The sequence below is a fragment of the Streptomyces sp. OfavH-34-F genome, from assembly GCF_022347745.1.
In the GTDB taxonomy this organism is placed as follows: domain Bacteria; phylum Actinomycetota; class Actinomycetes; order Streptomycetales; family Streptomycetaceae; genus Streptomyces.
The window spans coordinates 1-26,189 of record NZ_JAKRGC010000066.1; the positions used below are offsets into that span (position 1 = coordinate 1).

Below are 26,189 nucleotides of genomic sequence, written 5' to 3' on the forward strand. Positions count from 1 at the left end.
CGCCTGCCGCACGCCTGCCCGTGGCGGCGTCCGCCGCGTTCCCGCCCGTGCCCGCCGCTGCCCCTGTGCGCGCTGTCATGCACCCGCCCCTCGTCCGGACTCCTGTAGGCCCGCGCCCTGTTCGCGGAGCGCGGCGGCCAGCTCGTCGAGCCCGGCCCGGTCGACTCCCTCGCCGATCAGCGGAAGCTCGTACCCCGGCAGGCCGAGGCCCGCCAGGACCGCGCGCTGTTCGCGTTCCAGGGCGACCCGCTGGGTGTGCTCGGCGGCCTGTTCGACCAGGGGGCGCACGAGCCCCGCCGCGCCGGTCACGCCCGCCCTCGTCAGCGTCTTGGCGATCTCCTTGCGCCGGCCGCTCGCGGCGTCGCCCAGCGCGTCGCCGTCCAGCAGCCGCGGGCGCACCATGTTCACGATGACCCGGCCCACCGGCAGTTCGGCGGCGCGCAGTTCCGCGATGCCGTCCGCGGTCTCCTGGACCGGCATCTCCTCCAGCAGGGTGACCAGGTGCACCGCGGTCTCCGGGGACTTCAGCACCCGCATCACGGCCTGGGCCTGATTGTGTATCGGGCCGATCCGGGCGAGCCCGGCCACCTCGTCGTTCACATTGAGGAAGCGCGTGATGCGGCCGGTCGGCGGGGCGTCCATGATCACGTAGTCGTAGACGAACCGGTTCTGCCGGTCCTTGCGCCGGACCGCCTCGCAGGCCTTGCCCGTCAGCAGGACGTCGCGTACGCCGGGAGCGATGGTGGTCGCGAAGTCGATGGCGCCGAGCTTCTTGAGCGCCCGGCCCGCGCCGCCGAGCTTGTAGAACATCTGGAGGTAGTCGAGGAGCGCCAGCTCCGCGTCGATCGCGAGCGCGTAGACCTCGCCGCCTCCGGGGGCGACGGCGATCCTGCGCTCCTCGTAGGGAAGGGAGTCCGCCTCGAAGAGCTGGGCGATGCCCTGTCTGCCCTCGACCTCCACGAGGAGGGTGCGCCTGCCCTCGGCCGCGAGGGCGAGCGCGAGGGCGGCGGCGACCGTGGTCTTACCGGTACCGCCCTTGCCGCTGACGACCTGGAACCTGCTCACGTATTCGAGCCTAACCAGTCGCACCGCAGCCTACGCACGAGGCTGCGCGTGCCCTGGATCGCGCAGGCATTACAGTCGGGCCATGACCAAGTGGGAATACGCGACCGTGCCCCTTCTCGTGCACGCGACCAAGCAGATTCTGGACACCTGGGGCGAGGACGGCTGGGAGCTGGTCCAGGTCGTTCCCGGCCCGAACAACCCCGAGCAGCTCGTGGCGTACCTGAAGCGGGAGAAGCAGTAGTGGCGGGAACCGTCGAGGCGAAGCTCGCCGAGCTGGGGCTGCCGCTGCCGACCGTCGTGCCGCCGCTGGCCGTGTACCAGCCGGCCGTGCAGTCGGGCGTGTACGTGTACACGTCCGGCCAGCTGCCGATGGTGGACGGCAAGCTCGCCGTCACCGGCAAGGTCGGTGCCGAGGTCACGCCCGACGAGGCCAAGGAGCTGGCCAAGACCTGCGCGCTGAACGCCCTGGCCGCCGTGAAGTCGGTCGTGGGCGACCTGGACCGCATCGCGCGCGTCGTGAAGGTCGTCGGCTTCGTCGCGTCGGCCACCGACTTCACGGGGCAGCCCGGTGTGGTCAACGGCGCGAGCGAGCTGCTGGGCGAGGTCCTCGGGGACAAGGGCGTGCACGCCCGCAGCGCCGTGGGCGTCGCCGTGCTGCCGCTGGACGCGCCGGTCGAGGTCGAGATCCAGGTCGAGCTGACCGAGGCCTGAGCGGACCCGGGTCCGCCGCCGATCCCGCCCGGTCGCCACGACCGGGCGGGATCACGCGTTTACGGAGGCCGCGCCAAGGTATTTCCGGAGGCCGCGCCGAGGTAGGTGTAGCCGCCATGGACGGAGAGGGGTTACCTCTCGAACATCGGCGCGGTTCCGGATAGCCTCCGGCCATGTCCAATGGTCAGTGGTACCCCCCGGAATGGCCCGGCCGGATCAGGGCCCTCGCCGCAGGCGAGCTGACGGCCGCCGTGCCCCGCCGGGCCGCCACCGTGATGCTGCTCCGGGACGATGCCGCCGGGGGCGCGCCCGCCGTCCACATGCTGCGCCGGCGCACCTCGATGGCCTTCGCCGCAGGGGCGTACGCCTATCCGGGCGGCGGCGTGGACCCGCGCGACGACGACCGGCTCGTCGGCTGGGCCGGTCCCGCGCTGGAGACCTGGGCCCGGCGGCTGGGCGTCGACACACCCGCCGAGGCGCAGGCGATCGTCTGCGCGGCCGTCCGCGAGACGTACGAGGAGGCCGGGGTCCTGCTCGCCGGGCCGACGCCGGAGACGGTCGTCAGCGACATCACGGGCGAGGACTGGGAGGCCGACCGGGCGGCTCTGGTCGCGCGGGACCTGTCGTTCGCCGCGTTCCTGGAACGGTGCGGGTTGGTGCTGCGCTCCGACCTGCTCGGGGCGTGGGCGCGCTGGATCACGCCGGAGTTCGAGCCGCGCCGCTACGACACCTGGTTCTTCGTCGCCGCGCTCCCCGCGGGCCAGCGCACCCGTAACGCCTCCACGGAGGCGGACCGCACGGTGTGGATCACGCCGGGCGACGCGGCCGACGGCTACGACCGGGGCGAACTGCTGATGATGCCGCCGACCGTGGCGACGCTGCGGACGCTCCGCCCGTACGCCACCGCCGCGCGGGCACTGGCGGCGGCGTCGGACCAGGACCTCACCCCCGTACTCGCGCAGGCCCGGCTGGACGGTGACGAGCTGGTGCTGAGCTGGCCGGGGCACGCGGAGTTCACGAAGCGCCTTTCCGCGGCCGAGGCGGAAGGCGGAGCGCGATGAGCGACGCTGCGGCGCTGCCCGGACAGCCGCGCGGTGGCGTGCTCACCGGCCCCGCCACCACCCGTACGGTCAACGTCCTGGCACCCAACCCCTCCGCGATGACGCTGGACGGGACCAACACGTGGATCGTCGCGGAGCCGGACTCGGACCTGGCGGTGGTCATCGATCCGGGCCCGCTGGACGAGAACCATCTGCGGGCCGTCATCGACACCGCCGAGCGGGCCGGCCGCCGGATCGCGCTGACGCTCCTCACCCACGGCCACGCGGACCACGCGGAGGGCGCGGCCCGGTTCGCGGAGCTGACTCGGTCCAAGGTGCGGGCGCTCGACCCGGCGATGCGGCTCGGTGACGAGGGCCTCGGCACGGGTGACGTGATCACGACCGGCGGCCTGGAGATGTACGTGGTGCCGACGCCCGGGCACACGTCGGACTCGCTGTCGTTCCATCTGCCGGCCGACGGGGCCGTGCTGACCGGGGACACGGTCCTCGGACGCGGCACGACCATGGTGGCGCACCCGGACGGCCGGCTGGGGGACTACCTGGACACGCTGCGGCGGCTGCGCTCGCTGACCGTCGACGACGGGGTGCACACGATCCTGCCGGGTCACGGCCCGGTCCTGGAGGACGCGCAGGGCGCGGTCGAGTTCTACCTGGCCCACCGCGCGCACCGGCTGGCCCAGGTGGAGACGGCCGTGGAGTCCGGCTACCGGACCTCGGCCGAGGTGGTGGCCCATGTCTACGCGGACGTGGACCGTTCGCTGTGGCCGGCGGCGGAACTGTCGGTGCGGGCGCAGCTGGAGTACCTGGTCGAGCACGGGCTGATCTGAGGGCACACGCGGAAGGGCCCCGCCGGTCCCGGCGGGGCCCTTCACCCGAGGCGTACGGCGCCGGGTCAGCGCGAGCGCTTCGCCAGCCGCTCCACGTCCAGCAGGATCACGGCGCGGGCCTCCAGCCGCAGCCAGCCGCGGCCGGCGAAGTCCGCGAGGGCCTTGTTGACCGTCTCGCGGGAGGCGCCGACCAGCTGGGCCAGCTCCTCCTGCGTCAGGTCGTGCACCACGTGGATGCCTTCCTCGGACTGGACGCCGAAGCGGCGCGACAGGTCCAGGAGGGCGCGGGCGACGCGGCCGGGGACATCGGAGAAGACCAGGTCGGACATCTGGTCGTTGGTCTTGCGCAGGCGCCGCGCGACCGCGCGCAGCAGGGCCGTGGCCACCTCCGGGCGGGCGTTGAGCCAGGGCTGCAGATCGCCGTGGCCCAGGCCGAGGAGCTTGACCTCGGTCAGCGCGGTGGCGGTGGCCGTGCGCGGGCCGGGGTCGAACAGCGACAGCTCACCGATCAGCTCGCCGGGCCCGAGGACCGCCAGCATGTTCTCTCGACCGTCGGGGGAGGTGCGGTGGAGCTTCACCTTGCCCTCGGTGACCACGTAGAGGCGGTCGCCGGGATCGCCCTCGTGGAACAGCGCGTCGCCGCGCGCGAGGGTCACCTCACTCATCGAGGCGCGGAGCTCCGCGGCCTGCTCGTCATCGAGCGCCGCGAAAAGCGGGGCGCGCCGCAGAACGTCGTCCACGAGTTCTCTCCTTGTCGGCCTGTCCAGGGAACCGTGGTCCCCATCATGCCGGACGGTAAAACAGTGCGATCAATCACAAACCAGTTTGACGCACGCGCGTGCCGAGGGGTACGGCAGGGGGCCGATTGGGGGTGGATCACCGGTGACCGGGGCGGATGTCAGTGCCGGGCTCTAGGCTTGCCGGGAGTCCGGGATGCCGGTGAGAACGCAGGCCAAGGGGGCTGATGGAGTGTCGGATGGCCATGATTCCGCTGTGGGCGAACAGGGTGCGGATGACCGGAAGAACCTGAGGAAAACGGCGGAAAGCGGGTCCGGCGCGAAGAAGGGGCAGGCGTCCGGGGCCGGGGGGCCGAAGCGGAAGCCGGGGCGGCCGGAATCGCATCTGGCGATGGTCCGCCGCGCCCGCCGGATCAACCGCGAACTGGCCGAGGTCTACCCGTACGCCCATCCCGAGCTGGACTTCCGCAATCCGTTCGAGCTGCTGGTCGCGACGGTCCTCTCCGCCCAGACCACCGACCTGAGGGTCAACCAGACCACCCCCGCCCTCTTCGCCGCCTTTCCCACCCCCGAGGACATGGCCGCCGCCGCCCCGGAGGAGCTGGAGGAGCTGATCCGGCCGACCGGCTTCTTCCGCGCCAAGGCGAAGTCGCTCCTCGGCCTGTCCACCATGCTCCGGGACGACTTCGGCGGTGAGGTGCCGGGGCGGCTCGTGGATCTCGTGAAGCTGCCGGGCGTCGGCCGCAAGACGGCCAACGTGGTGCTCGGCAACGCGTTCGGAGTCCCCGGGATCACCGTGGACACGCACTTCGGGCGGCTGGTCCGGCGGTGGAAATGGACGGAGCAGGAGGACCCGGAGAAGGTCGAGGCGGAGATCGCGGCCATCTTCCCCAAGAGCGAGTGGACCATGCTCTCGCACCGCGTCGTCTTCCACGGCCGCCGGGTCTGCCACTCCCGCAAGCCCGCCTGCGGCGCCTGCCCGATCGCCCCGCTCTGCCCCTCGTACGGCGAGGGCGAGACCGACCCGGAGAAGGCTCGCAAGCTGCTGAAGTACGAGATGGGCGGCCAGCCGGGCCAGCGGCTGAACCCGCCGCCGGACTATCCGGGTAGCCCGGCCCCTCCGCTCGGCGCCGGCTGACGCGTACCGCCGCTGCGGAACGAATCGCGGGACGACAGGCGTTGTGAGACGGAGGGGTGCCCATGAAGACGCATGAACCCGGCACGGAACGGCAGGGCCAGGAGCGGCACGGCGACGCGGAGCGCCGTGCCCCGGTGGCGCGCGGAGGCGCCGGGCACGGCGGCTCCCCGGTGACCGTCTCGGAGGAGGGCCTGCCCGGCTGGCTCGATCCCGTCGCCCGCGCCGCGCGTACCGTACGGCCCCAGCAGCTCAGCCGCTTCCTGCCGCCCGCGAGCGGCGCGGGCCGGCAGTCGGCCGTGCTCGTCCTGTTCGGGGAGGGGGCGCGGGGCCCGGAGCTGCTGCTCATGGAGCGGGCCGGAAGCCTGCGCTCCCATCCGGGCCAGCCGTCCTTCCCCGGCGGCTCGCTCGACCCGGAGGACGGCGACCAGGCGACGACCGGGCCGCTCAGGGCAGCGCTGCGGGAGGCCGAGGAGGAGACCGGGCTCGATCCGCGCGGGGTGCAGCTCTTCGGCGTACTGCCCCGGCTCTACATCCCGGTCAGCGGCTTCGTCGTGACGCCCGTCCTCGGCTGGTGGCGTACGCCCAGCCCGGTCGGGGTCGTCGATCCGGGTGAGACCGCGCGGGTCTTCACCGTGCCCGTGGCGGATCTCACGGACCCGGCCAACCGGGCGACGGCCATCCACCCCAGCGGCCACCAGGGCCCGGCATTCCTGGTCGAATCGGCACTCGTCTGGGGGTTCACGGCCGGGGTGATCGACCGGATTCTGCACTTCGCGGGGTGGGAACGCCCGTGGGACAGGGCCAAGCAGGTGCCGCTCGACTGGCGCACATGACAGGCTGACTTCCGTGCTCCGCAGCTCCAAGACCGCCCGGACCGCGGAGACGTACGGGCCCGGTGACGAATCTGCGAGGCTATAGACGGTGAACGTGCTGGACTTCCTGCTGCTGGCCGGCGCCGTGTGGTTCGCGGTCATCGGCTACCGCCAGGGGTTCGTCGTCGGCATTCTGTCGGTGATCGGGTTCCTGGGCGGCGGTCTCGTCGCCGTCTACCTCCTGCCGGTCCTGTGGGACCAGCTGACGGACGGTTCGGAGGTCTCCTCCACGGCGGCCGTCGTCGCGGTCGTCATCGTGATCGTGTGCGCGTCGGTGGGCCAGGCGTTCACCACCCACCTCGGCAACAAGCTCCGGCGCCACATCACCTGGTCGCCCGCGCGCGCCCTGGACGCGACCGGCGGCGCCCTCGTCAACGTGGTGGCGATGCTGCTGGTCGCCTGGCTGATCGGCTCCGCCCTGGCGGGCACCTCGCTGCCGACGCTCGGCAAGGAGGTCCGCAGCTCCTCGGTCCTGCTGGGCGTCTCCCGGGTGATGCCCCCGCAGGCGTCCACCTGGTTCACGGACTTCTCGTCGGTCCTCGCGCAGAACGGCTTCCCGCAGGTCTTCAGCCCGTTCGCCAACGAACCGATCACCGAGGTCAGGGCCCCCGACCCGGCCCTGGTGGGCAGCCCGGTGGCGGCGCGCGCCAAGCAGTCCATCGTCAAGGTCGTGGGTACGGCCCCGAGCTGCGGCAAGGTCCTGGAGGGCACCGGCTTCGTGTTCGCCGACCGTCGCGTCATGACCAACGCCCATGTCGTCGGTGGCGTCGACGAGCCGACCGTCCAGATCGGCGGCCAGGGACGCCTGTACGACGCGAAGGTCGTCCTCTACGACTGGCAGCGCGACATCGCCGTGCTCGACGTCCCGGACCTGGACGCCGAGCCGCTGCGCTTCGCCGACACCAAGCGTGACGCGGAGTCGGGGGACAGCGCCATCGTCGCCGGCTTCCCGGAGAACGGCGCGTACGACGTACGCTCCGCGCGCGTCCGGGCCCGCATCGACGCCAACGGCCCCGACATCTACCACCGGGGCACGGTCCGCCGCGATGTGTACTCCCTGTACACGACGGTCCGCCAGGGCAACTCCGGCGGCCCGCTCCTCACCCCTGAGGGCGAGGTGTACGGGGTCGTGTTCGCCAAGTCGCTCGACGACCCGGACACCGGCTACGCGCTGACGGCGGACGAGATCCGCGACGACATCGCACGCGGCCGTACCGCCAACCAGCAGGTCGACAGCCAGGGGTGTGCGCTTTAGGGGGTGTCTGCCACATCCCCTAGGGGATGTGCGCGGGGTCAGTTGCGGGGATGGCGCAGCCGCGCCGAGACCCAGCGGGCCCTGCGGCGCAGGATGCGCGAGATGCCGAGCCGGGGATCGTCCACAACGTGCATAGCCTGCACCCGGCCCTGGAGGCCGTCCCCCTCATGAATGCCCGGAACCGCCGTGGCGGTCGAGCGACGGTTGCGTGCTGCGTCACCGAAGTCGTGCGTCCAGCCCATACCGGGACGTCTGCCCGTGCCTCATGGTCCGTAACCGTCTGTTCGTCAGCCAATTGGCCTATGCGCCGGGCACGTGGCTCTTTCTCGGACACGTGTGCGCATCGGCTAGCGGTCCGGTTCGGAATCCTTGAGCCAGTTGATGAGTTCGGCCGAGAACCCGGCCGGGTCCTCCTCGTGGGGGAAGTGCCCGAGACCGTCGAAAAGTCGCCAACGGTAGGGCGCCTCGACGTACTCGCCGGACCCGGCCGAACTGCGGGTGCGGACCGCCGGATCGAGTGAACCGTGCAGGTGGAGCGTCGGCACCCGGACGGGTCGCTTCATGCGCCGGTTGAACTGGATGCCGTCCGGACGCGCCAGCGAGCGCACCATCCAGCGGTACGGCTCGATCGAGCAGTGAGCCGTCGAAGGGATGGTCATCGCCCGCCGGTACACGCCCAGCGTCGCCTCGTCGGGGAAGTCGGTCTTGCCGGGGCCCGCCCAGTCACTGATCAGGCGCCCCACCAACGCGGCGTCGTCGGCCACCAACTGACGCTCCGGCACCCACGGCCGCTGGAAACCCCAGATGTACGAGCCGGCGCGCGACTGGGCGAAGTCGGAAAGCATCGAGGAGCGCCACCGCCTGGGGTGGGGCATCGAGGAGACGACCAGCCGGCGCACCAGCTTCGGGCGCATCACGGCCGCCGTCCAGGCCAGGTAGCCGCCCATGTCGTGGCCGACCAGCGCGGCATCCGGTTCACCGAGCGACCTGATCACGCCGGTGATGTCGAGGGCCAGATTGGCGGGATCGTAGCCGCGGGGGGTGCGGTCGCTGCCGCCGACACCGCGCAGATCCATCGCCACGGCCCGGAATCCGGCCTCGGCGAGCGCGGGCAGCTGGTGGCGCCAGGTCCACCAGAACTGCGGGAAGCCGTGCAGGAGGAGAACCAGTGGCCCTTCACCCATTTCGGCGATGTGGAAGCGGGCGCCGTTCGCCGCGACGTCCCGGTGGGTCCAGGGTCCGTCGAGGCGGACGGGGCCGCCCGACGGGGCGAAGGAAACGGATTCCGCCGGTGCGGCCGGCCGCGCGCGGCCCGCCCGGTCCTCCGGGCCCAGGGGGCCGACTGCGCTGGAATCGGGGACGGTCATGTGGACGAGCGTGCCACAGCGGACGCCTTGTCCTGGACCGGTGCGCTTTCGACGGCCCGGTCCGAGCGGGTGCTGCCGCCCACCGGGAGGATGGCATCGGAGGCGGGCTCCGGACGGGGATGCGGCTTGACGCCCTGCAGGACGGCGGCGGTCTGCTTGGCGGACGCGATGGACTTCTCCGGCGGCTTGACCTTCTTGATCTTCGCGTAGCCGAACAGCGCGAGCAGGAGACCCAGCAGGATGAACGCGCCGCCGACGATCAGGAACGACCAGGCCAGCCCGAGCCCCAGGTTGTGGATGCCGTACGCGGCCGCGAAGCTCAGCACCGGGATGGAGAACAGGATCAGCACGCCCGTGACGATGAACGCCACGCTGCCGATCACGCCACGCTTGACGTCCTGCCGCACCTCGGCCTTGGCCAGGGCGATTTCGTCGTGCACCAGCGCCGACAGCTCGGCCGTCGCCGACGCGACCAGCTGGCCGAGACTGCGGTCGGCGCTGCCCGCGTAATTGCCGGGGTCGCTCATCCCTGACTCCCTCTCCTGTTCAACACGTCCGATGTCAGATCATGCCGGACTGTCCGGCTCGTTGCTCGCTGCCCCCGCCAGTCGGGCACGGCGACGGTGCTCGGCCGCCTTCTCCTCGTGGATCGCGGCCATCCTCAGGTGGTACGCGGGATCGTCCTGTTCGTAGACGTCCGGTACCCCGGAACCGTCCTCGTCGAGCTCCTCGGCGTCGGACAGTGCCCGGTACTTCCGTACCCGGAGTTTGAGCAGTACACCGGAGAGTGCGGCGGCGATGAGGGAGCCGAGCAGCACCGACGCCTTGATCTCGTTGATCATGTCGTCGTCACCGGCGAAGGCCAGCTCGCCGATCAGCAGCGACACGGTGAAGCCGATGCCGGCGAGGGTGGCGACGGCGAAGACGTCGGCCCAGGCCAGGTCCTTGTTGAGTTCGGCCTTGGTGAGCCGGGTGGTCAGCCAGGTACCGCCGAATACCCCGATCGTCTTGCCGGCGATGAGCCCCAGCACGACCCCGAGCGTCTCGGGTCGGCTGAACACGCCCGCCAGCGCGCCGCCGGAGAGGGAGACGCCCGCGGAGAACAGTGCGAAGACCGGTACGGCGAAGCCCGCCGACAGGGGGTGCACCAGGTGCTCGACGTGTTCGCCGGGGGAGTGCTCCTCGCCCTCGCGCCGGGTGCAGCGCAGCATCAGGCCCATGGCGACACCGGCGATGGTGGCGTGGATGCCGCTGTTGTACATCAGGCCCCAGATGACCAGGGCGAGCGGTACGTAGACGTACCAGCCGCGTACGCCCAGGCGGAGCAGCAGATAGAAGACGGCCAGGCCGACGAAGGCGCCGCCGAGCGCCAGGAAGTTGATGTCCTCGGTGAAGAAGATCGCGATGACCAGGATCGCGAAGAGGTCGTCCACGACGGCGAGGGTCAGCAGAAACGCCCGGAGCGCGGCCGGCAGTGAGGTGCCGATGACGGCGAGGACGGCGAGGGCGAAGGCGATGTCGGTGGCGGTGGGAACGGCCCAGCCGTCCATGGAACCGTCGCCGGCCACGTTCACCAGTGTGTAGACGAGCGCCGGGACGATCATGCCGCAGAGCGCGGCGACCACGGGCAGTGCCGCCGCCTTCGGGTCGCGCAGCTCACCCGCCACGAGTTCCCGTTTGAGTTCGACACCGGCGACGAAGAAGAAGACGGCGAGCAGCCCGTCGGCGGCCCAGTGCGCCACGGAGAGGTTCAGCCCGAGGCTCTCGGGCCCGATGTGGAAGTGGCTGACGGTCTCGTAACTCCCGCCGGCGGTGTTGGCCCACACCAGCGCCGCCACCGCGGCGACCAGCAGGATGACGCCCCCGACGGTCTCCGTGCGCAGGGCTTCGGCGACGTAATTGCGCTCGGGCAGCGGAAGCCGCCCCAGAAAGGTGCGGCGAGGGCCGGGGGGCGCGGGGGTGCGTGCGGTCACGGGGGGAGACCTCCGGGTCGGTACGGCAGCGATGGCATGGCTGATGCACTTGCCGACCAGACTTCCCGGCACCCCTGTAGAGATTTTCTTATCTTTTGACGATCAGCTGCCACTGTACCCGCGGGGCATGGGGGCGGGGGATGCGTGGGAGTGGTGACCTTCACCCTAAGTCCCCGAAGGGCACCCGGCGCGTCACCGGGTGCCCTTCGGATCGGGTCCGCCCTTCGAGGTCCTCGGCCTGCCGGACCCCGGACCCTCAGTCCTCCGACGGAGCGGAGGGGAGCTGGCTCTGGATCAGGTCCATGACCGAGGAGTCGGTCAGGGTCGTGACGTCTCCCAGCGCCCTGTTCTCCGCGACGTCGCGCAGCAGGCGGCGCATGATCTTGCCGGAACGGGTCTTGGGCAGCTCCGCCACCGGCATGATGCGCTTCGGCTTGGCGATCGGGCCGAGCGTCGAGCCGACGTGGTTGCGCAGCTCCGCCAGCAGGTCGTCGGAGGCGGTCGCCGTACCCCGCAGGATGACGAAGGCGACGATGGCCTGGCCGGTCGTCTCGTCGGCGGCGCCGACCACGGCCGCTTCCGCGACGGAGGGGTGCGACACGAGCGCCGACTCGACCTCGGTGGTCGAGATGTTGTGCCCGGACACGAGCATCACGTCGTCCACCCGGCCGAGCAGCCAGATGTCGCCGTCCTCGTCCTTCTTGGCGCCGTCGCCGGCGAAGTACTTGCCCTCGAACCGGGACCAGTAGGTGTCGAGGAACCGCTGGTCGTCGCGCCAGATGGTACGGAGCATCGACGGCCACGGCTCGGTGAGGACCAGGTAGCCGCCCCCGCCGTTGGGAACCTCGTTGGCCTCGTCGTCCACGACGGTCGCCGAGATGCCCGGAAGGGCGCGCTGGGCGCTGCCCGGCTTGGTCTCGGTGACACCGGGGAGCGGCGAGATCATCATCGTGCCGGTCTCGGTCTGCCACCAGGTGTCCACGATCGGGCACTTGTCGGCACCGATGTGCTTGCGGTACCACATCCACGCCTCGGGGTTGATCGGCTCACCGACCGACCCGAGCACGCGCAGCGACGACAGGTCGAACTTGGCGGGGATGTCGTCTCCCCACTTCATGAACGTCCGGATCGCGGTCGGCGCGGTGTAGAGGATCGTGACGCCGTACTTCTGGATGACCTCCCAGAAGCGCCCCTGGTGCGGGGTGTCGGGGGTGCCCTCGTACATCACCTGCGTGGCGCCGTTGGCCAGCGGCCCGTAGACGATGTACGAGTGGCCGGTCACCCAGCCGATGTCGGCGGTGCACCAGTAGACGTCGGTCTCCGGCTTGAGGTCGAAGACCGCGTGGTGGGTGTAGGCCGCCTGGGTGAGGTAGCCGCCGGAGGTGTGCAGGATGCCCTTGGGCTTACCCGTGGTGCCCGACGTGTACAGGATGAAGAGCGGCTGCTCCGCCTCGAACGCCTCGGGGGTGTGCTCGGCGGACTGGCGGCCGGTGATCTCGTGCCACCAGATGTCGCGGCCCTCGGTCCACGCGGTGTCCTGGCCGGTGCGGCGGACCACGAGGACGTGCTCCACGCCGTCGATGCGGGAGACGGCGTCGTCCACCGCGGGCTTGAGCGCGGACGGCTTGCCGCGGCGGTATCCGCCGTCGGCGGTGATGACGACCTTGGCGTCGGCGTCCTGGATGCGGGCCGCGATGGCGTCGGCGGAGAAGCCGCCGAACACGACCGAGTGTGCGGCGCCGATGCGGGCGCAGGCCAGCATCGCGACGGCGGCCTCGGGGATCATCGGCAGGTAGACGGCGACGCGGTCGCCCTTGCCGACACCCAGTTCGGTCAGGGCGTTGGCGGCGCGCGAGACCTCGTCCTTCAGCTCCGCGTAGGTGATGGCGCGACTGTCGCCCGGCTCGCCCTCGAAGTGGATGGCGACCCGGTCACCGTTGCCTGCCTCGACGTGACGGTCCACGCAGTTGTACGCGACGTTGAGCTTGCCGTCCGCGAACCACTTGGCGAAGGGCGGGTTGCTCCAGTCGAGCGTCTCGGTCGGTTCGGTCTCCCACGTCAGGCGTCGGGCCTGCTCGGCCCAGAAGCCCAGCCGGTCCGCTTTGGCCTGCTCGTACGCCTCGGCGGTGACGTTGGCGTTGGCGGCCAGTTCGGCAGGCGGAGAGAACTTCCGCTCTTCCCGAAGCAGGTTGGCCAGGCTTTCGTTGCTCACGACTTCTCCCAGTCCCAGGGTGTCCGTTGTGTCCCAGGGCATAGCTCATCAGTCCGAAGGCCGGGTGACAAGGGTCTGCCGGGAATTGGTTTAGACCTGTGTCTCGTGTATAAGGCATGATCCCGCTTCCGCACCGGCGCGGCGCGTCGAATCGGCGCGTTTGCACCGGTGCGGCGGCCGGTCCGGGCCGGAAGCGGGGTCACTGGGTCTCACGTACCCGGGCGGCCTGCGGTTCAGGCGCCGGTACGAGCCAACTCGGCCGGACGGGCGGGCACCACCGGGTCGAACACCGCGGCTCGCCCGTCCGCCGCGCTCGCGCTCTCGGCCAGCAGGTAGGACTGGGCCTCGGCCACGTGGAAGTACATCCCGTGGAGCCGCAGGGCGCCCTCGGCGATGTGGCGGGCCACCGTGGGGTGCGCCCTGAGATGGTCGAGCTGCTGCACGACGTTGGTCAGGCAGAGCTGCTCCACCGCGTCGGCGGCCGGTCGGCCGGCCAGCCGTGCTCGGGCCTCTCCGGCCGAGGTCATCCGGTCCAGACTGGGGAGCCCGTGCCGGAGCCACCGCGCCAGCGAGGTGTGGGGGGTGTCCGGGGAGTTTCGGGCGGCCGGGGAGTCCGGTGCGGTGGCCGGGTGGAGCGGAGGGGCCGCCAGCAGTGCGTTCATCGCGCCGCAGTCCGAGTGGCCGCAGACGGTGATGGACTCGACGCCGAGCACATCCACCGCGTACTCGATCGCCGCCCCCACCGAGTGGTCACCCCGCTCGGTGTCCGGAAGCGGGACCAGATTGCCGATGTTGCGCACGGTGAACAGATCACCGGGGCCGCTGGCCGTGATCATGCTCGTTACCAGGCGGGAGTCCGCGCAGGTGATGAAGAGCTGCGAGGGGTGCTGGCCCTCTCTGGCGAGGCGCGCCAGCTCCGCGCGGACCAGGGGCGCCGTATCGCGCTGGAACGAGCTGAGACCTCTGGCCAGGCGGTGTCCGCCGTGGGCGGCGGGGCTGGTGGGGCTTGCGGCTGCGGCGGGCCCGGCCTGTCCGTCGTACTCGGCAGCCGCACCGTGGAGGGCGGGGGCCGATCGCGAACCGGGAGGTGGCGGCGTGGAGGGCGTGGTGGGGGGTGCCTGGGCCGGCGCGGGAGTGGTGGGCGCGGCGGGAACCGCGGGGGCCGGTTGCGGCGGTGGGCAGTGCGAGGGCTGTGGGGCCGCAGCCGTGGGGGCGCCGGTGCCGGGCTCGGGCGGGGCGATGCTCAGGGCGGCCGGGGCGAGGGAGGCGGTGGCCGGGTCGGGCGTGAGGCCGGGCGCGGGATGCGGTCGGCTGTCGGCAGCCTGCGGGGGAGGAGCGTGCTCGGGCCGGTCGTGACAGTGATGGTTGCGCCACGGCGTCCATGGCCGGCAGCAGGAGTGGGCCGCGGCGGCGGGCTCGGCGATCCTGCCGCCCGAGCGACCGGCGAAGGCTACCTGCCCGCCGTGCGCGGTATGGGCGTTGCTCCAGTCCTGGATCGCCTCGTAGGCGGCGTGATCCATGAAGAAGCCGTCCAGTTCGACCACCGCGTCCGCGCCCTGGGGCAGTCGTCCCAGCACCCGGCTGAGGCGGGGGACGGCCAGGAACGTCAACTGCCCGCTGACGAGCACATGGTGCTGCCCGTTCAGGGTGGAGACCGTGATCCGGGTCCGGGCGAGGCGGTGCAGCGCGACGGCCACCGCCACGGCGATCCCGATCGCCACACCCTTGAGGACCCCGACCACCAGCACACCGGCGATCGTCGCGGCGTACACCGGGAACTCCCGGTGCCTATGGACGTTACGGATGTGCGCGAGGCTCACCATCTTGAGGCCGACCATCATCACCAGCGCCCCGAGGGCCGCCAGCGGGATCAGCTCCAGCGCGGCGACGAGGAGGCCGGAGGCGAGCAGAATCCACACCCCGTGCAGCACGGTGGAGGCCCGGCCGGTCGCCCCGGCTCTCACGTTGGCCGAGCTGCGCACGGCTCCGCCGGAGACCGCGAGCCCGCCCAGCAGCCCGGACACCATGTTGGCGATGCCTTGGGCGCGTAGTTCCCGGTCCAGATCGGAGCGCTTCAACGGGGGCGGCGCGAGGCGCCCGGGGCCGGCCGGTGCGGCGGGGCCCTCGGATGCGGACGCCTCGGGGGAACCCGCCGCGCGGTCGCGGTTCCGGTCGGCGGCCAGCTTGTCCACCGCGACCGCGGCCAGGAGCGACTCCAGGCTGGCCACCAGCATCATCGTGAACACCGCTGTGGCCAGGCCCAGCACCGGTCCCTGCGGCAGTTCGGGCAGGGCGTGCGAGCTCCAGGAGGGCAGGTCGACACGTGCGATCGACGGGGCCGCCCAGGCTGCCACGGCCGTGGCCACGGCCACGGAGGCCAGGGCTGCCGGAGCCCGGCGCAGGACTCGTCCGGCTCGTCCGGGCAGCAGTGGCCAGAGGACGAGGACGGCGACGGTCAGCCCACCGATCAGCGGGGCAGGAGGACTGACACGTGCCAGTTGATCCGGGAGATGGAGGACGTTGGAGAGTGCCGAGCTCTGTGGTGACCCGCCGAGCACGATGTGCAGTTGAGCGAGGGCGATCGCGACGCCGATACCGGCGAGTGTGCCGTGGACGATGGCGGGGCTGACGGCGAGGGCGCTCCGGGCCGCCCGCAGGGAGCCGAGCACGAGTTGAAGCAGGCCGGCCCCGATGGTGATGGCGCAGGTGGTGCGCCAGCCGTAGACCTGGATGGTTTGGGCCGTCACCACGGTCAGTCCGGCGGACGGGCCGGAGACCTGGAGGGGCGTACCGCCGAGGAGTCCGGCGACGATGCCGCCGACCGCGGCGGAGAGCAGACCCGCCTCCAGCGGGGCTCCCATGGCCACGGCCAGTCCGAGCGACATGGGGATGGCGAGTAGGAAGACGGTGATGGACGCGGAGACATCGGCGCCCGCGATGCGGAATCGTCCACCGCGCGGCGGCGGGCTGTGTGGTCGCTTGACTCCCGTGGACCGGGAGGGGCGCGAACTGCGGGACGAGTGGTCGTGGCGAGTGGGTACGCAGGCAGACATATTTCCGGTCTCCTCCTGGGCGGCGCGGTCTCGGAGTCCGATGACGCGGCCGTGGGCGACGGTATGCAGCGGCGGGGTATTTCCAACTCTCGGTAAATAGACGGTAATGGAGAGTAAAGGCCCGTGTCCAGGATTAGGGGCAAATAGGCCGCCTGATAACCCATTCAAGTGAATAAGCATCTTTTCATTCGGCCTGTCGCGCTATCTCTTCGTCAATGCGTGCGACCTTGGCGGCGCCGTGTCGGCACTCGGCGCAAGCTACCGCGAGGAAGAGGTGGGCGGATGATGGCCGCCACAAAGAGGATTGCCCTCGGTGTCATGGCCGCCGCGCTGGTCGCGGGGGCGACCGGATGTACGGGGTTGGGTGCGGGGCCGGGCGGCTCCGGTCCCGGAGCCGTCAACGGCGCCGCGGGCGAGAAGAAGAAGGCCGCCGAAGCGGCCCCCAAGCGCGTGTTCCGGGCGATCGGCGACGGTTCCACCGCGTTCACGGGCGTCCAGCCCAAGCAGCCGGCGGTGGAACGCCTGGCGGTGGGGCAGAAGCCGCCGCAGTTCGTGGTGTTCTCGTGGGACGGTGCGGGCGAGGACAGCCAGCGGCTCTTCTCCCACTTCCGCGAGGTGGGCAAGAAGTACAACGCCTCGATGACGTACTTCCTCAGCGGCGTGTATCTGCTGCCGGAGGCGAAGCGAGCGCAGTACGACCCGCCCAAGCACAACGCGGGCAGTTCGGACATCGGCTTCAACGACACCGAGGGCGTCCGGAACACCCTCACCCAGCTCCGCGGCGCCTGGGAGGACGGGAACGAGATCGGCACCCACTTCAACGGCCACTTCTGTGGCAAGGACGGCGGAGTGGGCACCTGGTCCGTCGAGGAGTGGAAGAGCGAGATCGCCCAGGCCAAGTCATTCGTCAAGAGCTGGAAGTCGAACGCTCCGCTCCTCAAGGCCGAGAAGCCCCTCCCCTTCGATTACGACAAGGAACTCGTCGGCGGCCGTACCCCCTGTCTGGAGGGGCGGGAGAACATGGTGGCCGCGGCACGCACCATGGGGTTCCGTTACGACTCCAGCGGTGTCAACGACCAGGTGTGGCCCGCGAAGAAGAACGGAATCTGGGACCTCTCCATGCAACTCGTCCCCGTTCCGGGACGCGACTTCGAAACGCTGTCGATGGACTACAACTTCATGTTCAACCAGTCCGGAACCACAAAGGGGGATCCGGAGAAGCACGAGTTCTGGGGGAACCAGATGCGCGACGGGCTGCTCCAGGCCTTCGACCGCGCGTACAAGGGCAACCGTGCGCCGCTGATCATCGGCAACCACTTCGAGTCCTGGAACGGCGGCACGTACATGCGGGCCATCGAGGAGACGATCGCTGCCGTCTGCACCAAGGAGGAAGTCCGCTGCGTCTCGTTCAGGCAGCTGGCGGACTGGCTCGACGCCCAGGACCCCGCAGTGCTGGCGAAGCTCCGGACTTTGAAGGTCGGCCAGGCGCCCAAGGCGGGGTGGCCCGCGTTCCTCAAGGCGGGCGCGGCGTCGGCTTCGGAGGCGCCCGCCGCAGCCGCGGGTAATCCGGCCGGTCGTTGAGACCGGGCAGTCGACCCGCAAGGCGCCGGAGGGGAGTTGCGCCCGGCGCCGGCTGCCGCGCCGACCGTGGTCGGCGCGGCTCAGCGGGTGGTCTGCCCGCAACCCCGCTCCATCAGGCGGGCTGGGCGGCTCCGGCGTGAATGAAACGCTCGTCCAACACGAACGACGGATCGACCTGGGCGGCCAGGTCCGCCCCGGTCTTCTCGTTTCCCCAGCTCTCCGCGTTCTTCAGATGGAAATGAACCATCTGGCGCGTGTACCGGTTCCAGTCGCGCCGCTCGTACGAGTCCTCGGCGGCATTCTGGAGGGCTTGCAGAGCCATCCTGTTGTCCGCCTCGAGCAGTTCGAAACGCGCGGGTCGGCCCTTCTCCATGGCTCGCACCCAGTCGGAGTGGCCGACGGTGACCAGGAGGTCGTCACCCACCTCGGCGCGCAGGAACTCCAGGTCGTCCTCGCCCTGCACCTTGTTCCCGACGACCATCAGGTCGACGCCGAAGTCCCGCGCGTACTCCTTGTACTGGCGGTAGACCGAGACGCCCTTGCGCGTCGGTTCGGCGATGAGGAACGTCATGTCGAAGCGGGTGAACATCCCCGAGGCGAAGGAGTCCGACCCGGCCGTCATATCGACCACGACGTACTCGTCGGGGCCGTCGACGAGGTGGTTGAGGCAGAGTTCGACCGCGCCGACCTTGGAGTGGTAGCAGGCCACACCGAGATCCGACTCGGTGAACGGTCCCGTCGCCATCAGGCGGATGTCTCCGTCGTCGAGCCGGACCGTACGGGCGCAGGCATCGAAGATCGGATTGTCCTCGCGTACGCGCAGAAGCCGCGAGCCCTCGCCGGGCGGCGTCGTCTTGATCATCGTCGCCGCCGAGGTGATCCTCGGGTTGCTTCCCCGCAGGTACTCCTTGATGAGAGGCAGCTGTGCCCCCATGGCGGGCAGCGCGGCGGCTTCGTCCTCGTCGAGGCCGAGCGCGGCTCCGAGGTGCTGATTGATGTCGGCGTCCACGGCGACGACGTGAGCTTCATTGGCGGCGAGGTGTCGGATGAAGAGCGAGGACAGCGTGGTCTTGCCGCTGCCGCCCTTCCCTACGAAAGCGATCTTCATGTTCACCTAGGGTAGTCGATCGATCGCTTTGCGTTTTGCGCTTACGTGAAGAAGGCCACTCCGGCCCGGCGGGAAGGGGTGGTGCGCGTAGCCTCGCTACTTATGAGTACGACTTCCTCGGACCCGCTCGTCGCCCTGGGCGCTCTGCCGGGCGTGAACGACGCGGTGGACTCCGTACGCAAAGCCGTCGACCGGGTCTACGGGCATCGGGTGATGCGGCGCCGCAGCAACGAGGTCACCGCGGAGGCCGCGCTGCGGGGCGCTCGTGGGTCGGCCGCGCTGTCCGGTGCCGACTGGAACCTCGAGGAGGTGCGCCGGCGCACCGACTTCAGCGGCGACGACGAGGCCCGTGTCGTCGGGGCCGCCCTGCGGCTGACGGCGGAAGCGGGGCAGCTCCTCTCCATCTGGCGTCAGTCACCCGTGCGGGTCCTCGCCCGGCTCCACCTGGTGGCGGCGGGTGGCGCCGCGCCCGAGGACGCCGTCGGGCGACCCCGACTCGCGGGGGAACCCGTGGACGAGCCGCTGATCGAGGCGCCGCTGCCGAGCGCGGACGAGGTCGCGGGCCGCCTGGACGGGCTCAGCCGGCTCATTCTCGCCGGGACCGAGGCGCCTGCCCTGGTGACCGCGGCCGTCGTCCACGGCGAGCTGCTGGCCCTGCGCCCCTTCGGATCGCACAACGGCCTGGTGGCGCGCACGGCGGAGCGGATCGTGCTGATCGGGAGCGGGCTCGACCCCAAGGCGATCTGTCCCGCCGAGGTCGGCCACGCCGAACAGGGCCGGGCGGCCTATCTGGCGGCCTTCGACGGCTATCTGTCGGGGACGCCGGAGGGCATGGCGGCCTGGATCGCGCACTGCGGACGCTCGGCGGAACTCGGTGTCAGGGAGTCGACGGCGGTGTGCGAGGCGCTGCAGCGAGGCGCCGCTTAGCGGGTGCTCCCGCGCCGACATGATTGCGGCGGTACCGCTCGCGGTACCGCCGCTGGCACGTCCATCCGGTTACCAAGCGTCCTCGATATGTGCCCATCAGGTCGGGGTCTTTGCCCGCTCCTGGTGTGGCTGGCCCGTAATCGACGGGTCGACGTCGCGTGGGTGCCGGGTCTCCGTGCGCGGTCCGTGGGGCCGTACTGCGTCAACAGGTCATCCTCTCGGATGTCCTTGGTCTCGCGGGCCGTTGACTCCTTTGTACTCCAGGCCCGGGGCAAGCGGTAGTGGGGGCCGCACTTCTTTACTTTTGGGTTCAATTACGGACGAGTCGGTCCGGCGGGGGTGGGTCACGCGGGAGCTGCGGCGGCCCTTCGCCGGGCGACGAACCAGACGGCTCCCGCAGTGAGTGCGGCGGCGCTCACCGCTGCGGCCGCCATGAGCGCCGGCCGTGGTGGCAGGGACAGGGCCGAGAGGCGCTGCTTCAGGCGCACCGGCCGGTTGAAGACGAGAATCGGCCACTCGCGCAGGGTCGCCTCGCGGCGCAGCGCCCGGTCGGGGTTGACCGCATGCGGGTGCCCCACAGCCTCCAGCATCGGTACGTCGGTCGCGGAATCGCTGTACGCGTAGCAGCGAGCCAGGTCGTAGCCCTCGGAGGCCGCGAGTGCCTTGATCGCCTCGGCCTTCGTGGGGCCGTACGCGTAGTACTCCACCTCGCCCGTGTAGCAGCCGTCGTCGCCGACGACCATGCGGGTGGCGACGACGCGGTCGGCACCGAGCATCTCACCGATCGGTTCGACCACTTCGGCGCCCGAGGTGGAGACGATCACGACGTCCCGCCCGGCGGTGTGGTGCTCCTCGATGAGCGTCGCCGCTTCGTCGTAGATGATCGGGTCGATCAGGTCGTGCAGGGTCTCGGCCACGATCTCCTTGACCTGCTGGACGTTCCAGCCCTTGCAGAGCGCCGAGAGATATTCGCGCATCCGCTCCATCTGGTCGTGATCCGCCCCTCCGGCGAGGAACACGAACTGTGTGTACGCGGTGCGCAGCACCGCGCGACGGTTGATCAGCCCGCCGTGGTAGAAGGACTTGCTGAAGGTCAGCGTCGATGACTTCGCAATGACCGTCTTGTCCAGGTCGAAGAAGGCGGCTGTGCGCGGCAAGAAGCGGTTTTCCACATGGCAGAGCATAGGGGGCCGCCATTCGGCGTAAACCCCGGCGCGTGGGTTTGCCTGAGAAGGGCCTCGGGTACACCATGGAAGTCACGGATCGTTCGCGACCGTGCTAACCCCGGTCCGGCTCCTCCCCCCCCGAGTCGGCCGTGGGGACGACCCCCGCTCTCCCCCCCGGCGGGGGTCGTCGCATGTCCGGACCCGGTTCGGCACGCGGATTCAACCATTTCTCCTCCTCCTGCTCCCCGCTCGACTGTGCTGTCGGGCGACTCGTCCCAGCGTGCGCTGTGACCCTGGGTAGCGAAAGAGTCGCGACGAGAAGTCACCGGTACGAGCGACTGAGTTATTCACAACCGCAGAGTTGTCCACGATTTTCCAGCAAGATCCACATGATTTCCGGAACCGTCGCACCGTGATTCCACCCGTGAAGTCCACGGGTACCGGAATCGCCGTTCTCGGATGTGCTCCGAGATCGCCGCGAAGCGCGGCGAAGGCGGGTGAGGGAGCGGTGGTGAGATGAGCATGGCTGAATCCAGCGCACGGGAGCGATTGACGACCCCCGGTGCGCGCCGGGGCGGGCCGCTGATCGTGACCGAGGACGTGGATCTGCTCGACGATCTGCTGAGGCTGTGCGCCGCGGCCGGCGCGGAACCGGAAGTGCATCACACCCTGCCCGACCGCCGAGGAGGCTGGGAGCAGGCGCCCATGGTTCTCGTCGGCGACGACGCGGCGGTGCGGTGCCGCGGTGCGGCACGCCGGACCGGCGTCATGGTCGTCGGGCGGGACCGGGAGTCGCCCGAGATCTGGCGCCGGGCTGTCGAGATCGGCGCCGAGTACGTGCTCCGGCTGCCCGACTCGGAGGGCTGGCTCGTCGATCAGATCGCCAACGCGGTGGAAGGCACCGGCCGTCCCGCGCTCACGGTCGGGGTGGTCGGAGGCAGGGGAGGTGCGGGCGCGTCCACGCTGGCATGCGCCCTCGCGGTGACGGCGGCCCGATCCGGGCACCGGACCATGCTCATCGACGGCGACCCGCTGGGCGGCGGCATCGATGTGCTGCTCGGCGGCGAACGGGCCGAGGGAATGCGATGGCCTGATTTCGCCCATTCCAAAGGGCGGGTCGGCGGGGGAGCCCTGGAGGAATCCCTGCCTGCGATGCACGGGCTGAGAGTGCTCAGCTGGGGCCGTGACGACTGGGTGGTCGTCCCGGCATCCGCCATGCGGGCGGTGCTGGCCGCGGCGCGCAGACTCGGTGGAGTGGTGGTGGTCGATCTGCCGCGCCGGGTGGACGAGGCGGGGGCCGAGGCCCTGGCCCAGCTCGACCTCGGGCTCGTGGTCGTCCCCGGCGAGCTGCGCGCGGTCGCGGCGGCGAAGCGAGTGGCGTCCATGGCCGGGATGGTCCTCGACGATCTGCGCGTGGTGGCCAGCGGCCCCTACGCGTCCGGGCTCGACGCGGGGTGGGTGGCCCGAGCCGTGGGGCTGCCGCTGGTGGGCGAAGTGCCCTGGGAGCGTGGCCTGCCGGCCGAGCAGAACGTGGGCCAGCCTCCGGGCGGCAACGCACGTGGTCCGCTCGCCCGGTTCTGCGCCGCGTTCTGGGAGCAGGCGCTTGTGGTGGAGGGCGTCGGCAACCTGGTCTCCGGAGGTGTCTCATGAGCGAGGCGCTGCTCGATGCCGTCAGGCAGCGGCTCGCGCACAGTGGCACGGCGCCGACACCGGCCGGAGTCGCCGCCGCGCTGCGGGCACAGGGGCGGTTGCTGGGCACGGCCGAGGTGCTGGGCCGGGCGGACGAACTGCGGGGCGAGCTGATCGGCACCGGGGTGCTGGAGCCGCTCCTGACCGACCCCGGCGTCACGGACGTCCTGGTGTCCGCACCCGATCGTGTCTGGGTGGACCGGGGCGGCGGGCTCGAACTCACCCAGGTGACCTTCGCGGACGCGGCTGCCGTCCGCAGACTGGCGCAGCGGCTCGCGGCCGTGGCGGGGCGCCGGCTCGACGATGCCAGGCCCTGGGTGGACGCCAGGCTGCCGGACGGTACCCGGATGCATGCCGTGCTCCCGCCGGTGTCGGTCGGCTCGACGTGCCTGTCGCTGCGGGTGGTCAGACCTCGCGCGTTCTCGCTGGCGGAGCTGGTCGAGGCCGGAACGGTGCCTCCCGGGGGCGACCGCGTCCTGCGGGCCCTGGTGGAGGCACGGGTCTCGTACCTGATCAGCGGCGGTACGGGCGCGGGCAAGACCACTCTGTTGTCGAGCCTGCTGGGCGCGGTGGGGGCGCGGGAGCGGATCGTGCTGGCCGAGGACTCCTCCGAGCTGCGACCGGACCACCCGCATGTCGTACGTCTGGAATCGAGGCCCGCGAATCAGGAAGGGGCCGGACAGGTCACCCTTCGGGATCTGGTGCGGCAGGCCTTGCGTATGCGGCCCGATCGGCTGGTGGTCGGCGAGGTGCGCGGCCACGAGGTCACCGAACTCCTGGCCGCCCTGAACACGGGACATGAAGGGGGCTCAGGCACGGTTCACGCCAACGCCGCCGGGCACGTACCGGCGAGGCTGGAGGCGCTCGGAACCGCTGCGGGCCTGGACCGGGTGGCACTGCACAGCCAGCTGGCGGCGGCTCTGTCGGTCGTGGTCCATCTGGCGCGGGACCGTGCGGGGCGGCGGCGGATCGCGGACATCCATGTGCTGGAGCGGGACGGTGCCGGGCTGGTACGGACGGTTCCGGCGCTGCGCTGGGGCGTCGACGGCTGGCAGCGGGAGCGGGGCTGGGAACGGCTGCGCGCACTGATCGGGGACGCGCTGTGACGGCGGCCGCCGGGGCCCCGGCGACGGTGCACGCCGCGGTGTTGTGCGCGGTGATGGCGCTCTGGCTGGTAGTGAGGGCGCACGGCCGTGCCCTGCGGAGGGCGAGGCGACTCTTCTCAGGCGGAGACGAGCAGTCACCGTGCCAGGAACGGTGGGGGAAGGCTCGCGCCCACGTCGAGAAGCGGCTGCGGGGGCGGTGGGAGTGGCTGTGCCTACCGGTTGCCTGCGTCGTGGCGGTGCTCGGTGACTCCGCTCTGCCACTGATCGCGGGGGTCATCGCGGTTCCCGTGGTGCGACGCCGGTTGGCGCGGCGACGGGTGCGCAACGAGGAGGAAGCCAAGGGCGCCGGGGTGGTGGACCTCTGTGGTGCGCTGGTCGGCGAGTTGAGGGCAGGCCACGAGCCGGGCCGGGCGCTGCTCGTCGCGGTGCGTGATACGGGCGTTCTGGGCGAGGCCGGGGCCCGGTTGTCGGCGGCGGCGCGGTTCGGTGGCGACGTGCCCGGGACGCTGGTCCAGGTGGCGGGTGCGCCGGGGCTGGACGGGCTGGTCGGAGTGGCCGCCTGCTGGCGGGTGGCCGTGGGCAGAGGAGCGGGTCTCGCGGCAGGTCTGGCCCGGCTGGAGAGTGCGTTGCGCGCGGACCGCCGTCAGCGCGAGGAGCTGCGGGCCCAGATGTCGGGAGCGTGGTCGACGGTCGTGCTGCTCGCCGTGCTCCCCGTACTCGGTATGGCGCTCGGTGCCGCCCTCGGAGCGCAACCGCTGAAGGTGCTGCTCCACAGCACTGCGGGGATGGTCTGCCTGGTGATGGGCGGGTTGCTGGAGGTGTGCGGTCTTCTCTGGGCCGCCCGCATCGTCCGGGCGGGTGAGGCGGGATGAACGCGCCGACCGGCGGGGGCGTCCGGGTGGCGGAGGTTCTGGGGGTGGCGGCGGTGCTCTACGCCCGTGTGGTTCTGCCGCTGGCCCGGCGGCAGACCGGCCGACGGACACGGCGCCGGGGCGAGCGGCTCCTGGCGGTGGTCTCGGCGGAACCCGAGGCGGGCCCGTTCCGATGGTGGCCCGGCTTCCGGGCGAGCTGGGCGGGCGGGTCGGGTGGGGTCGTCCGCGCCGGTTTGGCCGGCCAGTGGGCTGCGTGGGCGGGAGTCGTGCTGGCCGGGTGGTTCCTGGTGGGCGGTCCGGCGGGATGGGCGGCAGGCCTGGTCGCGGCCTACGGCGCACGGTGGTGGTGGGGGAGCAGGCGGCTCGGCAGCGCCTCCGCGGCCACCGAGGCGAAGGCGAGATCGGTGCAGGCCGCACGGCAACTCCCCATGGCGGCCGACCTCCTGGCGGCCTGTATCTCCGCGGGCGCCGGTCCGGTGGAGGCCGCCGAGGCGGTGGGGGAGTCACTGGGTGGTCCGGTGGGTGAGCGGCTCGCCCGTACGGCGGCGGAGATCCGGCTCGGCGGCGATCCCACGGTCGCCTGGGGAAGGTTCGGCGACATACCGGGGGCAGCGGCCCTGGCCCGCTGTCTGGACCGGGCGGCTTCGACCGGTGCGCCGGCCGCGGAGCCGGTGGCCCGGATGGCCGAGGCGTTGCGGGCCGACCGGACGAGAGCGGCCGTGACGCGGGCGCAGAAAGCGGCCGTGATGGTCACCGCACCTGTGGGCCTCTGCTTCCTGCCCGCCTTTCTGGCGGTGGGGGTGGCGCCGGTCGTGATCGGGCTGGCCGGGGGACTGCTGCAACCCGCGTGACGCGAAGCGCGCACACGTAAAAGCGGTTTTCGGATGTTTTTCGTACACAACGACCTGTTGGGGGTTCGAGGCATGCGCAAGATCAAGAACTGGATGCGGTCCGTGGCTCGCGTAGTCCGCTCGCGGGCGGATGGCGGAATGACGACGAGTGAGTACGCGGTCGGAACGATCGCGGCGTGCGCCTTCGCCGCAGTCCTTTACAAGGTGGTCACCAGCCCCGCGGTCATGTCCCAGCTGCAATCGCTGCTGAAGGGCGCCCTCGATGCGAAGTTCTGACGCCTCCGGCCGGGGGGACGGGCGCCGGGCCAGGCGGGACCGGCCTGGGGTGAGCGGTGGGCTCCGGGGGGACAGGGGAGCGGTGACCGCTGAGGCCGCCATGGTGATTCCGGTGCTTGCCGTCTTCGCTCTGGCGCTGCTCTGGGCGCTCATGGCCGCGTCGGCGCAGATCCGCTGTGTGGACGCCGCCCGCGCCGGTGCCCGTGCGGCGGCCCGGTCGGAACCGGCGCCCCAGGTGCGGGAGGCCGTGCTCGCCGCAGCGCCCGACGGGGCCGCGGTCGAGGTGGAGCGGGCGGGAGGGCTGTGGCGGGTGAGGGTCACCGCGCCGACGCCCGGTCCTGG

At 71.3% G+C, this 26,189-nt stretch carries 25 protein-coding genes; 15 read left to right on the forward strand and 10 right to left on the reverse strand.

Translation table 11 applies throughout. From position 1 onward, the window contains the following. Positions 1-75: 75 nt before the first annotated feature. Positions 76-1,065 (reverse strand): ArsA-related P-loop ATPase, encoded by a 990-nt coding sequence (locus MHW47_RS13110; RefSeq protein ID WP_239223082.1) that lies wholly within the window; start codon positions 1,063-1,065, stop codon positions 76-78. 82 nt (positions 1,066-1,147) lie between these two features. Here MHW47_RS13110 and MHW47_RS13115 point away from each other — a divergent pair, with 82 nt between their 5' ends. The 4 genes from MHW47_RS13115 to MHW47_RS13130 all read left to right on the forward strand — a co-directional run bounded on the left by MHW47_RS13115 (position 1,148) and on the right by MHW47_RS13130 (position 3,664). Next, positions 1,148-1,306: a DUF4177 domain-containing protein gene (locus MHW47_RS13115; protein ID WP_003991873.1), complete on the forward strand. Its 159-nt coding sequence runs from the start codon at positions 1,148-1,150 to the stop codon at positions 1,304-1,306. Further along, a complete protein-coding gene (locus MHW47_RS13120; protein WP_239223083.1) occupies positions 1,306-1,776 on the forward strand; it encodes a RidA family protein in 471 nt (156 codons plus the stop codon). Before MHW47_RS13115 ends, MHW47_RS13120 begins: the two co-directional genes overlap by 1 nt. 173 nt (positions 1,777-1,949) lie before the next feature. Next, the gene (locus MHW47_RS13125; protein ID WP_239223084.1) at positions 1,950-2,837 is read left to right on the forward strand and encodes an NUDIX hydrolase; all 888 of its coding nucleotides are present in this window, start codon (positions 1,950-1,952) and stop codon (positions 2,835-2,837) included. After that, positions 2,834-3,664: an MBL fold metallo-hydrolase gene (locus MHW47_RS13130; protein ID WP_239223086.1), complete on the forward strand. Its 831-nt coding sequence runs from the start codon at positions 2,834-2,836 to the stop codon at positions 3,662-3,664. Before MHW47_RS13125 ends, MHW47_RS13130 begins: the two co-directional genes overlap by 4 nt. A 65-nt stretch (positions 3,665-3,729) precedes the next feature. Here MHW47_RS13130 and MHW47_RS13135 read toward each other — a convergent pair whose 3' ends face one another. Next, positions 3,730-4,404 (reverse strand): Crp/Fnr family transcriptional regulator, encoded by a 675-nt coding sequence (locus MHW47_RS13135; protein ID WP_014046869.1) that lies wholly within the window; start codon positions 4,402-4,404, stop codon positions 3,730-3,732. A 253-nt stretch (positions 4,405-4,657) separates the two neighbouring features. Here MHW47_RS13135 and nth point away from each other — a divergent pair, with 253 nt between their 5' ends. The 3 genes from nth to MHW47_RS13150 all read left to right on the forward strand — a co-directional run bounded on the left by nth (position 4,658) and on the right by MHW47_RS13150 (position 7,666). Continuing rightward, positions 4,658-5,539: an endonuclease III gene (gene nth / locus MHW47_RS13140; protein WP_239223088.1), complete on the forward strand. Its 882-nt coding sequence runs from the start codon at positions 4,658-4,660 to the stop codon at positions 5,537-5,539. A gap of 62 nt (positions 5,540-5,601) precedes the next feature. After that, complete coding sequence (locus tag MHW47_RS13145; protein WP_239223090.1) at positions 5,602-6,372, forward strand: CoA pyrophosphatase; 771 nt, start codon at positions 5,602-5,604, stop codon at positions 6,370-6,372. Positions 6,373-6,460: 88 nt separating this feature from the next. Continuing rightward, positions 6,461-7,666, forward strand: a complete 1,206-nt coding sequence (locus MHW47_RS13150; protein WP_239223092.1) for a MarP family serine protease — start codon at positions 6,461-6,463, stop codon at positions 7,664-7,666. Positions 7,667-7,704: 38 nt separating this feature from the next. Here MHW47_RS13150 and MHW47_RS13155 read toward each other — a convergent pair whose 3' ends face one another. The 6 genes from MHW47_RS13155 to MHW47_RS13180 all read right to left on the reverse strand — a co-directional run bounded on the left by MHW47_RS13155 (position 7,705) and on the right by MHW47_RS13180 (position 16,271). Next, positions 7,705-7,908, reverse strand: coding sequence for a hypothetical protein (locus MHW47_RS13155; RefSeq protein WP_239223094.1), 204 nt, complete (start codon positions 7,906-7,908; stop codon positions 7,705-7,707). A gap of 105 nt (positions 7,909-8,013) precedes the next feature. Beyond that, positions 8,014-9,033, reverse strand: coding sequence for an alpha/beta fold hydrolase (locus MHW47_RS13160; RefSeq protein ID WP_239223096.1), 1,020 nt, complete (start codon positions 9,031-9,033; stop codon positions 8,014-8,016). Continuing rightward, a complete protein-coding gene (locus tag MHW47_RS13165; protein WP_239223098.1) occupies positions 9,030-9,560 on the reverse strand; it encodes a phage holin family protein in 531 nt (176 codons plus the stop codon). Before MHW47_RS13165 ends, MHW47_RS13160 begins: the two co-directional genes overlap by 4 nt. 39 nt (positions 9,561-9,599) lie before the next feature. Further along, a complete protein-coding gene (gene nhaA, locus MHW47_RS13170; protein ID WP_239223100.1) occupies positions 9,600-11,006 on the reverse strand; it encodes a Na+/H+ antiporter NhaA in 1,407 nt (468 codons plus the stop codon). Positions 11,007-11,262: 256 nt separating this feature from the next. Next, positions 11,263-13,260, reverse strand: a complete 1,998-nt coding sequence (gene acs / locus MHW47_RS13175; RefSeq protein WP_239223102.1) for an acetate--CoA ligase — start codon at positions 13,258-13,260, stop codon at positions 11,263-11,265. 191 nt (positions 13,261-13,451) lie between these two features. Further along, positions 13,452-16,271, reverse strand: a complete 2,820-nt coding sequence (locus MHW47_RS13180) for a bifunctional SulP family inorganic anion transporter/carbonic anhydrase (RefSeq protein WP_275449146.1) — start codon at positions 16,269-16,271, stop codon at positions 13,452-13,454. Between the two features lie 282 nt (positions 16,272-16,553). On the opposite strand from MHW47_RS13180, the gene MHW47_RS13185 reads away from it, so the two are divergent. Next, positions 16,554-17,852: a hypothetical protein gene (locus MHW47_RS13185; RefSeq protein ID WP_239223105.1), complete on the forward strand. Its 1,299-nt coding sequence runs from the start codon at positions 16,554-16,556 to the stop codon at positions 17,850-17,852. Positions 17,853-17,964: 112 nt separating this feature from the next. On the opposite strand, the gene MHW47_RS13190 is transcribed toward MHW47_RS13185, so the two are convergent. Then, positions 17,965-18,960, reverse strand: a complete 996-nt coding sequence (locus MHW47_RS13190) for an ATP-binding protein (protein WP_239223107.1) — start codon at positions 18,958-18,960, stop codon at positions 17,965-17,967. A gap of 102 nt (positions 18,961-19,062) precedes the next feature. Here MHW47_RS13190 and MHW47_RS13195 point away from each other — a divergent pair, with 102 nt between their 5' ends. Beyond that, positions 19,063-19,887, forward strand: a complete 825-nt coding sequence (locus MHW47_RS13195) for an oxidoreductase (RefSeq protein ID WP_239223108.1) — start codon at positions 19,063-19,065, stop codon at positions 19,885-19,887. A gap of 344 nt (positions 19,888-20,231) precedes the next feature. Here the strand turns inward: MHW47_RS13195 and MHW47_RS13200 are convergent, their stop codons facing one another. Next, entirely contained in the window at positions 20,232-21,071 is an 840-nt protein-coding gene (locus MHW47_RS13200; RefSeq protein ID WP_239223110.1) for an HAD family phosphatase, read from the reverse strand. A gap of 504 nt (positions 21,072-21,575) precedes the next feature. On the opposite strand from MHW47_RS13200, the gene ssd reads away from it, so the two are divergent. From ssd to MHW47_RS13230, 6 genes are all read left to right on the forward strand, one after another. Continuing rightward, positions 21,576-22,703, forward strand: a complete 1,128-nt coding sequence (gene ssd / locus MHW47_RS13205; protein WP_275449149.1) for a septum site-determining protein Ssd — start codon at positions 21,576-21,578, stop codon at positions 22,701-22,703. Next, on the forward strand, positions 22,700-23,848 hold the full coding sequence (locus MHW47_RS13210; RefSeq protein WP_239223112.1) for a TadA family conjugal transfer-associated ATPase: 1,149 nt from the start codon (positions 22,700-22,702) through the stop codon (positions 23,846-23,848). The genes ssd and MHW47_RS13210 overlap by 4 nt, the downstream gene beginning before the upstream one ends. A 53-nt stretch (positions 23,849-23,901) precedes the next feature. Continuing rightward, entirely contained in the window at positions 23,902-24,720 is an 819-nt protein-coding gene (locus MHW47_RS13215; protein ID WP_239223122.1) for a type II secretion system F family protein, read from the forward strand. Then, positions 24,717-25,571, forward strand: coding sequence for a type II secretion system F family protein (locus MHW47_RS13220; RefSeq protein WP_239223114.1), 855 nt, complete (start codon positions 24,717-24,719; stop codon positions 25,569-25,571). The genes MHW47_RS13215 and MHW47_RS13220 overlap by 4 nt, the downstream gene beginning before the upstream one ends. A gap of 72 nt (positions 25,572-25,643) precedes the next feature. Then, positions 25,644-25,847: a DUF4244 domain-containing protein gene (locus MHW47_RS13225; RefSeq protein WP_239223116.1), complete on the forward strand. Its 204-nt coding sequence runs from the start codon at positions 25,644-25,646 to the stop codon at positions 25,845-25,847. A gap of 82 nt (positions 25,848-25,929) precedes the next feature. Further along, positions 25,930-26,189 (forward strand): TadE family type IV pilus minor pilin (locus MHW47_RS13230; protein WP_239223118.1); only part of this gene is annotated, 260 nt, incomplete at its 3' end.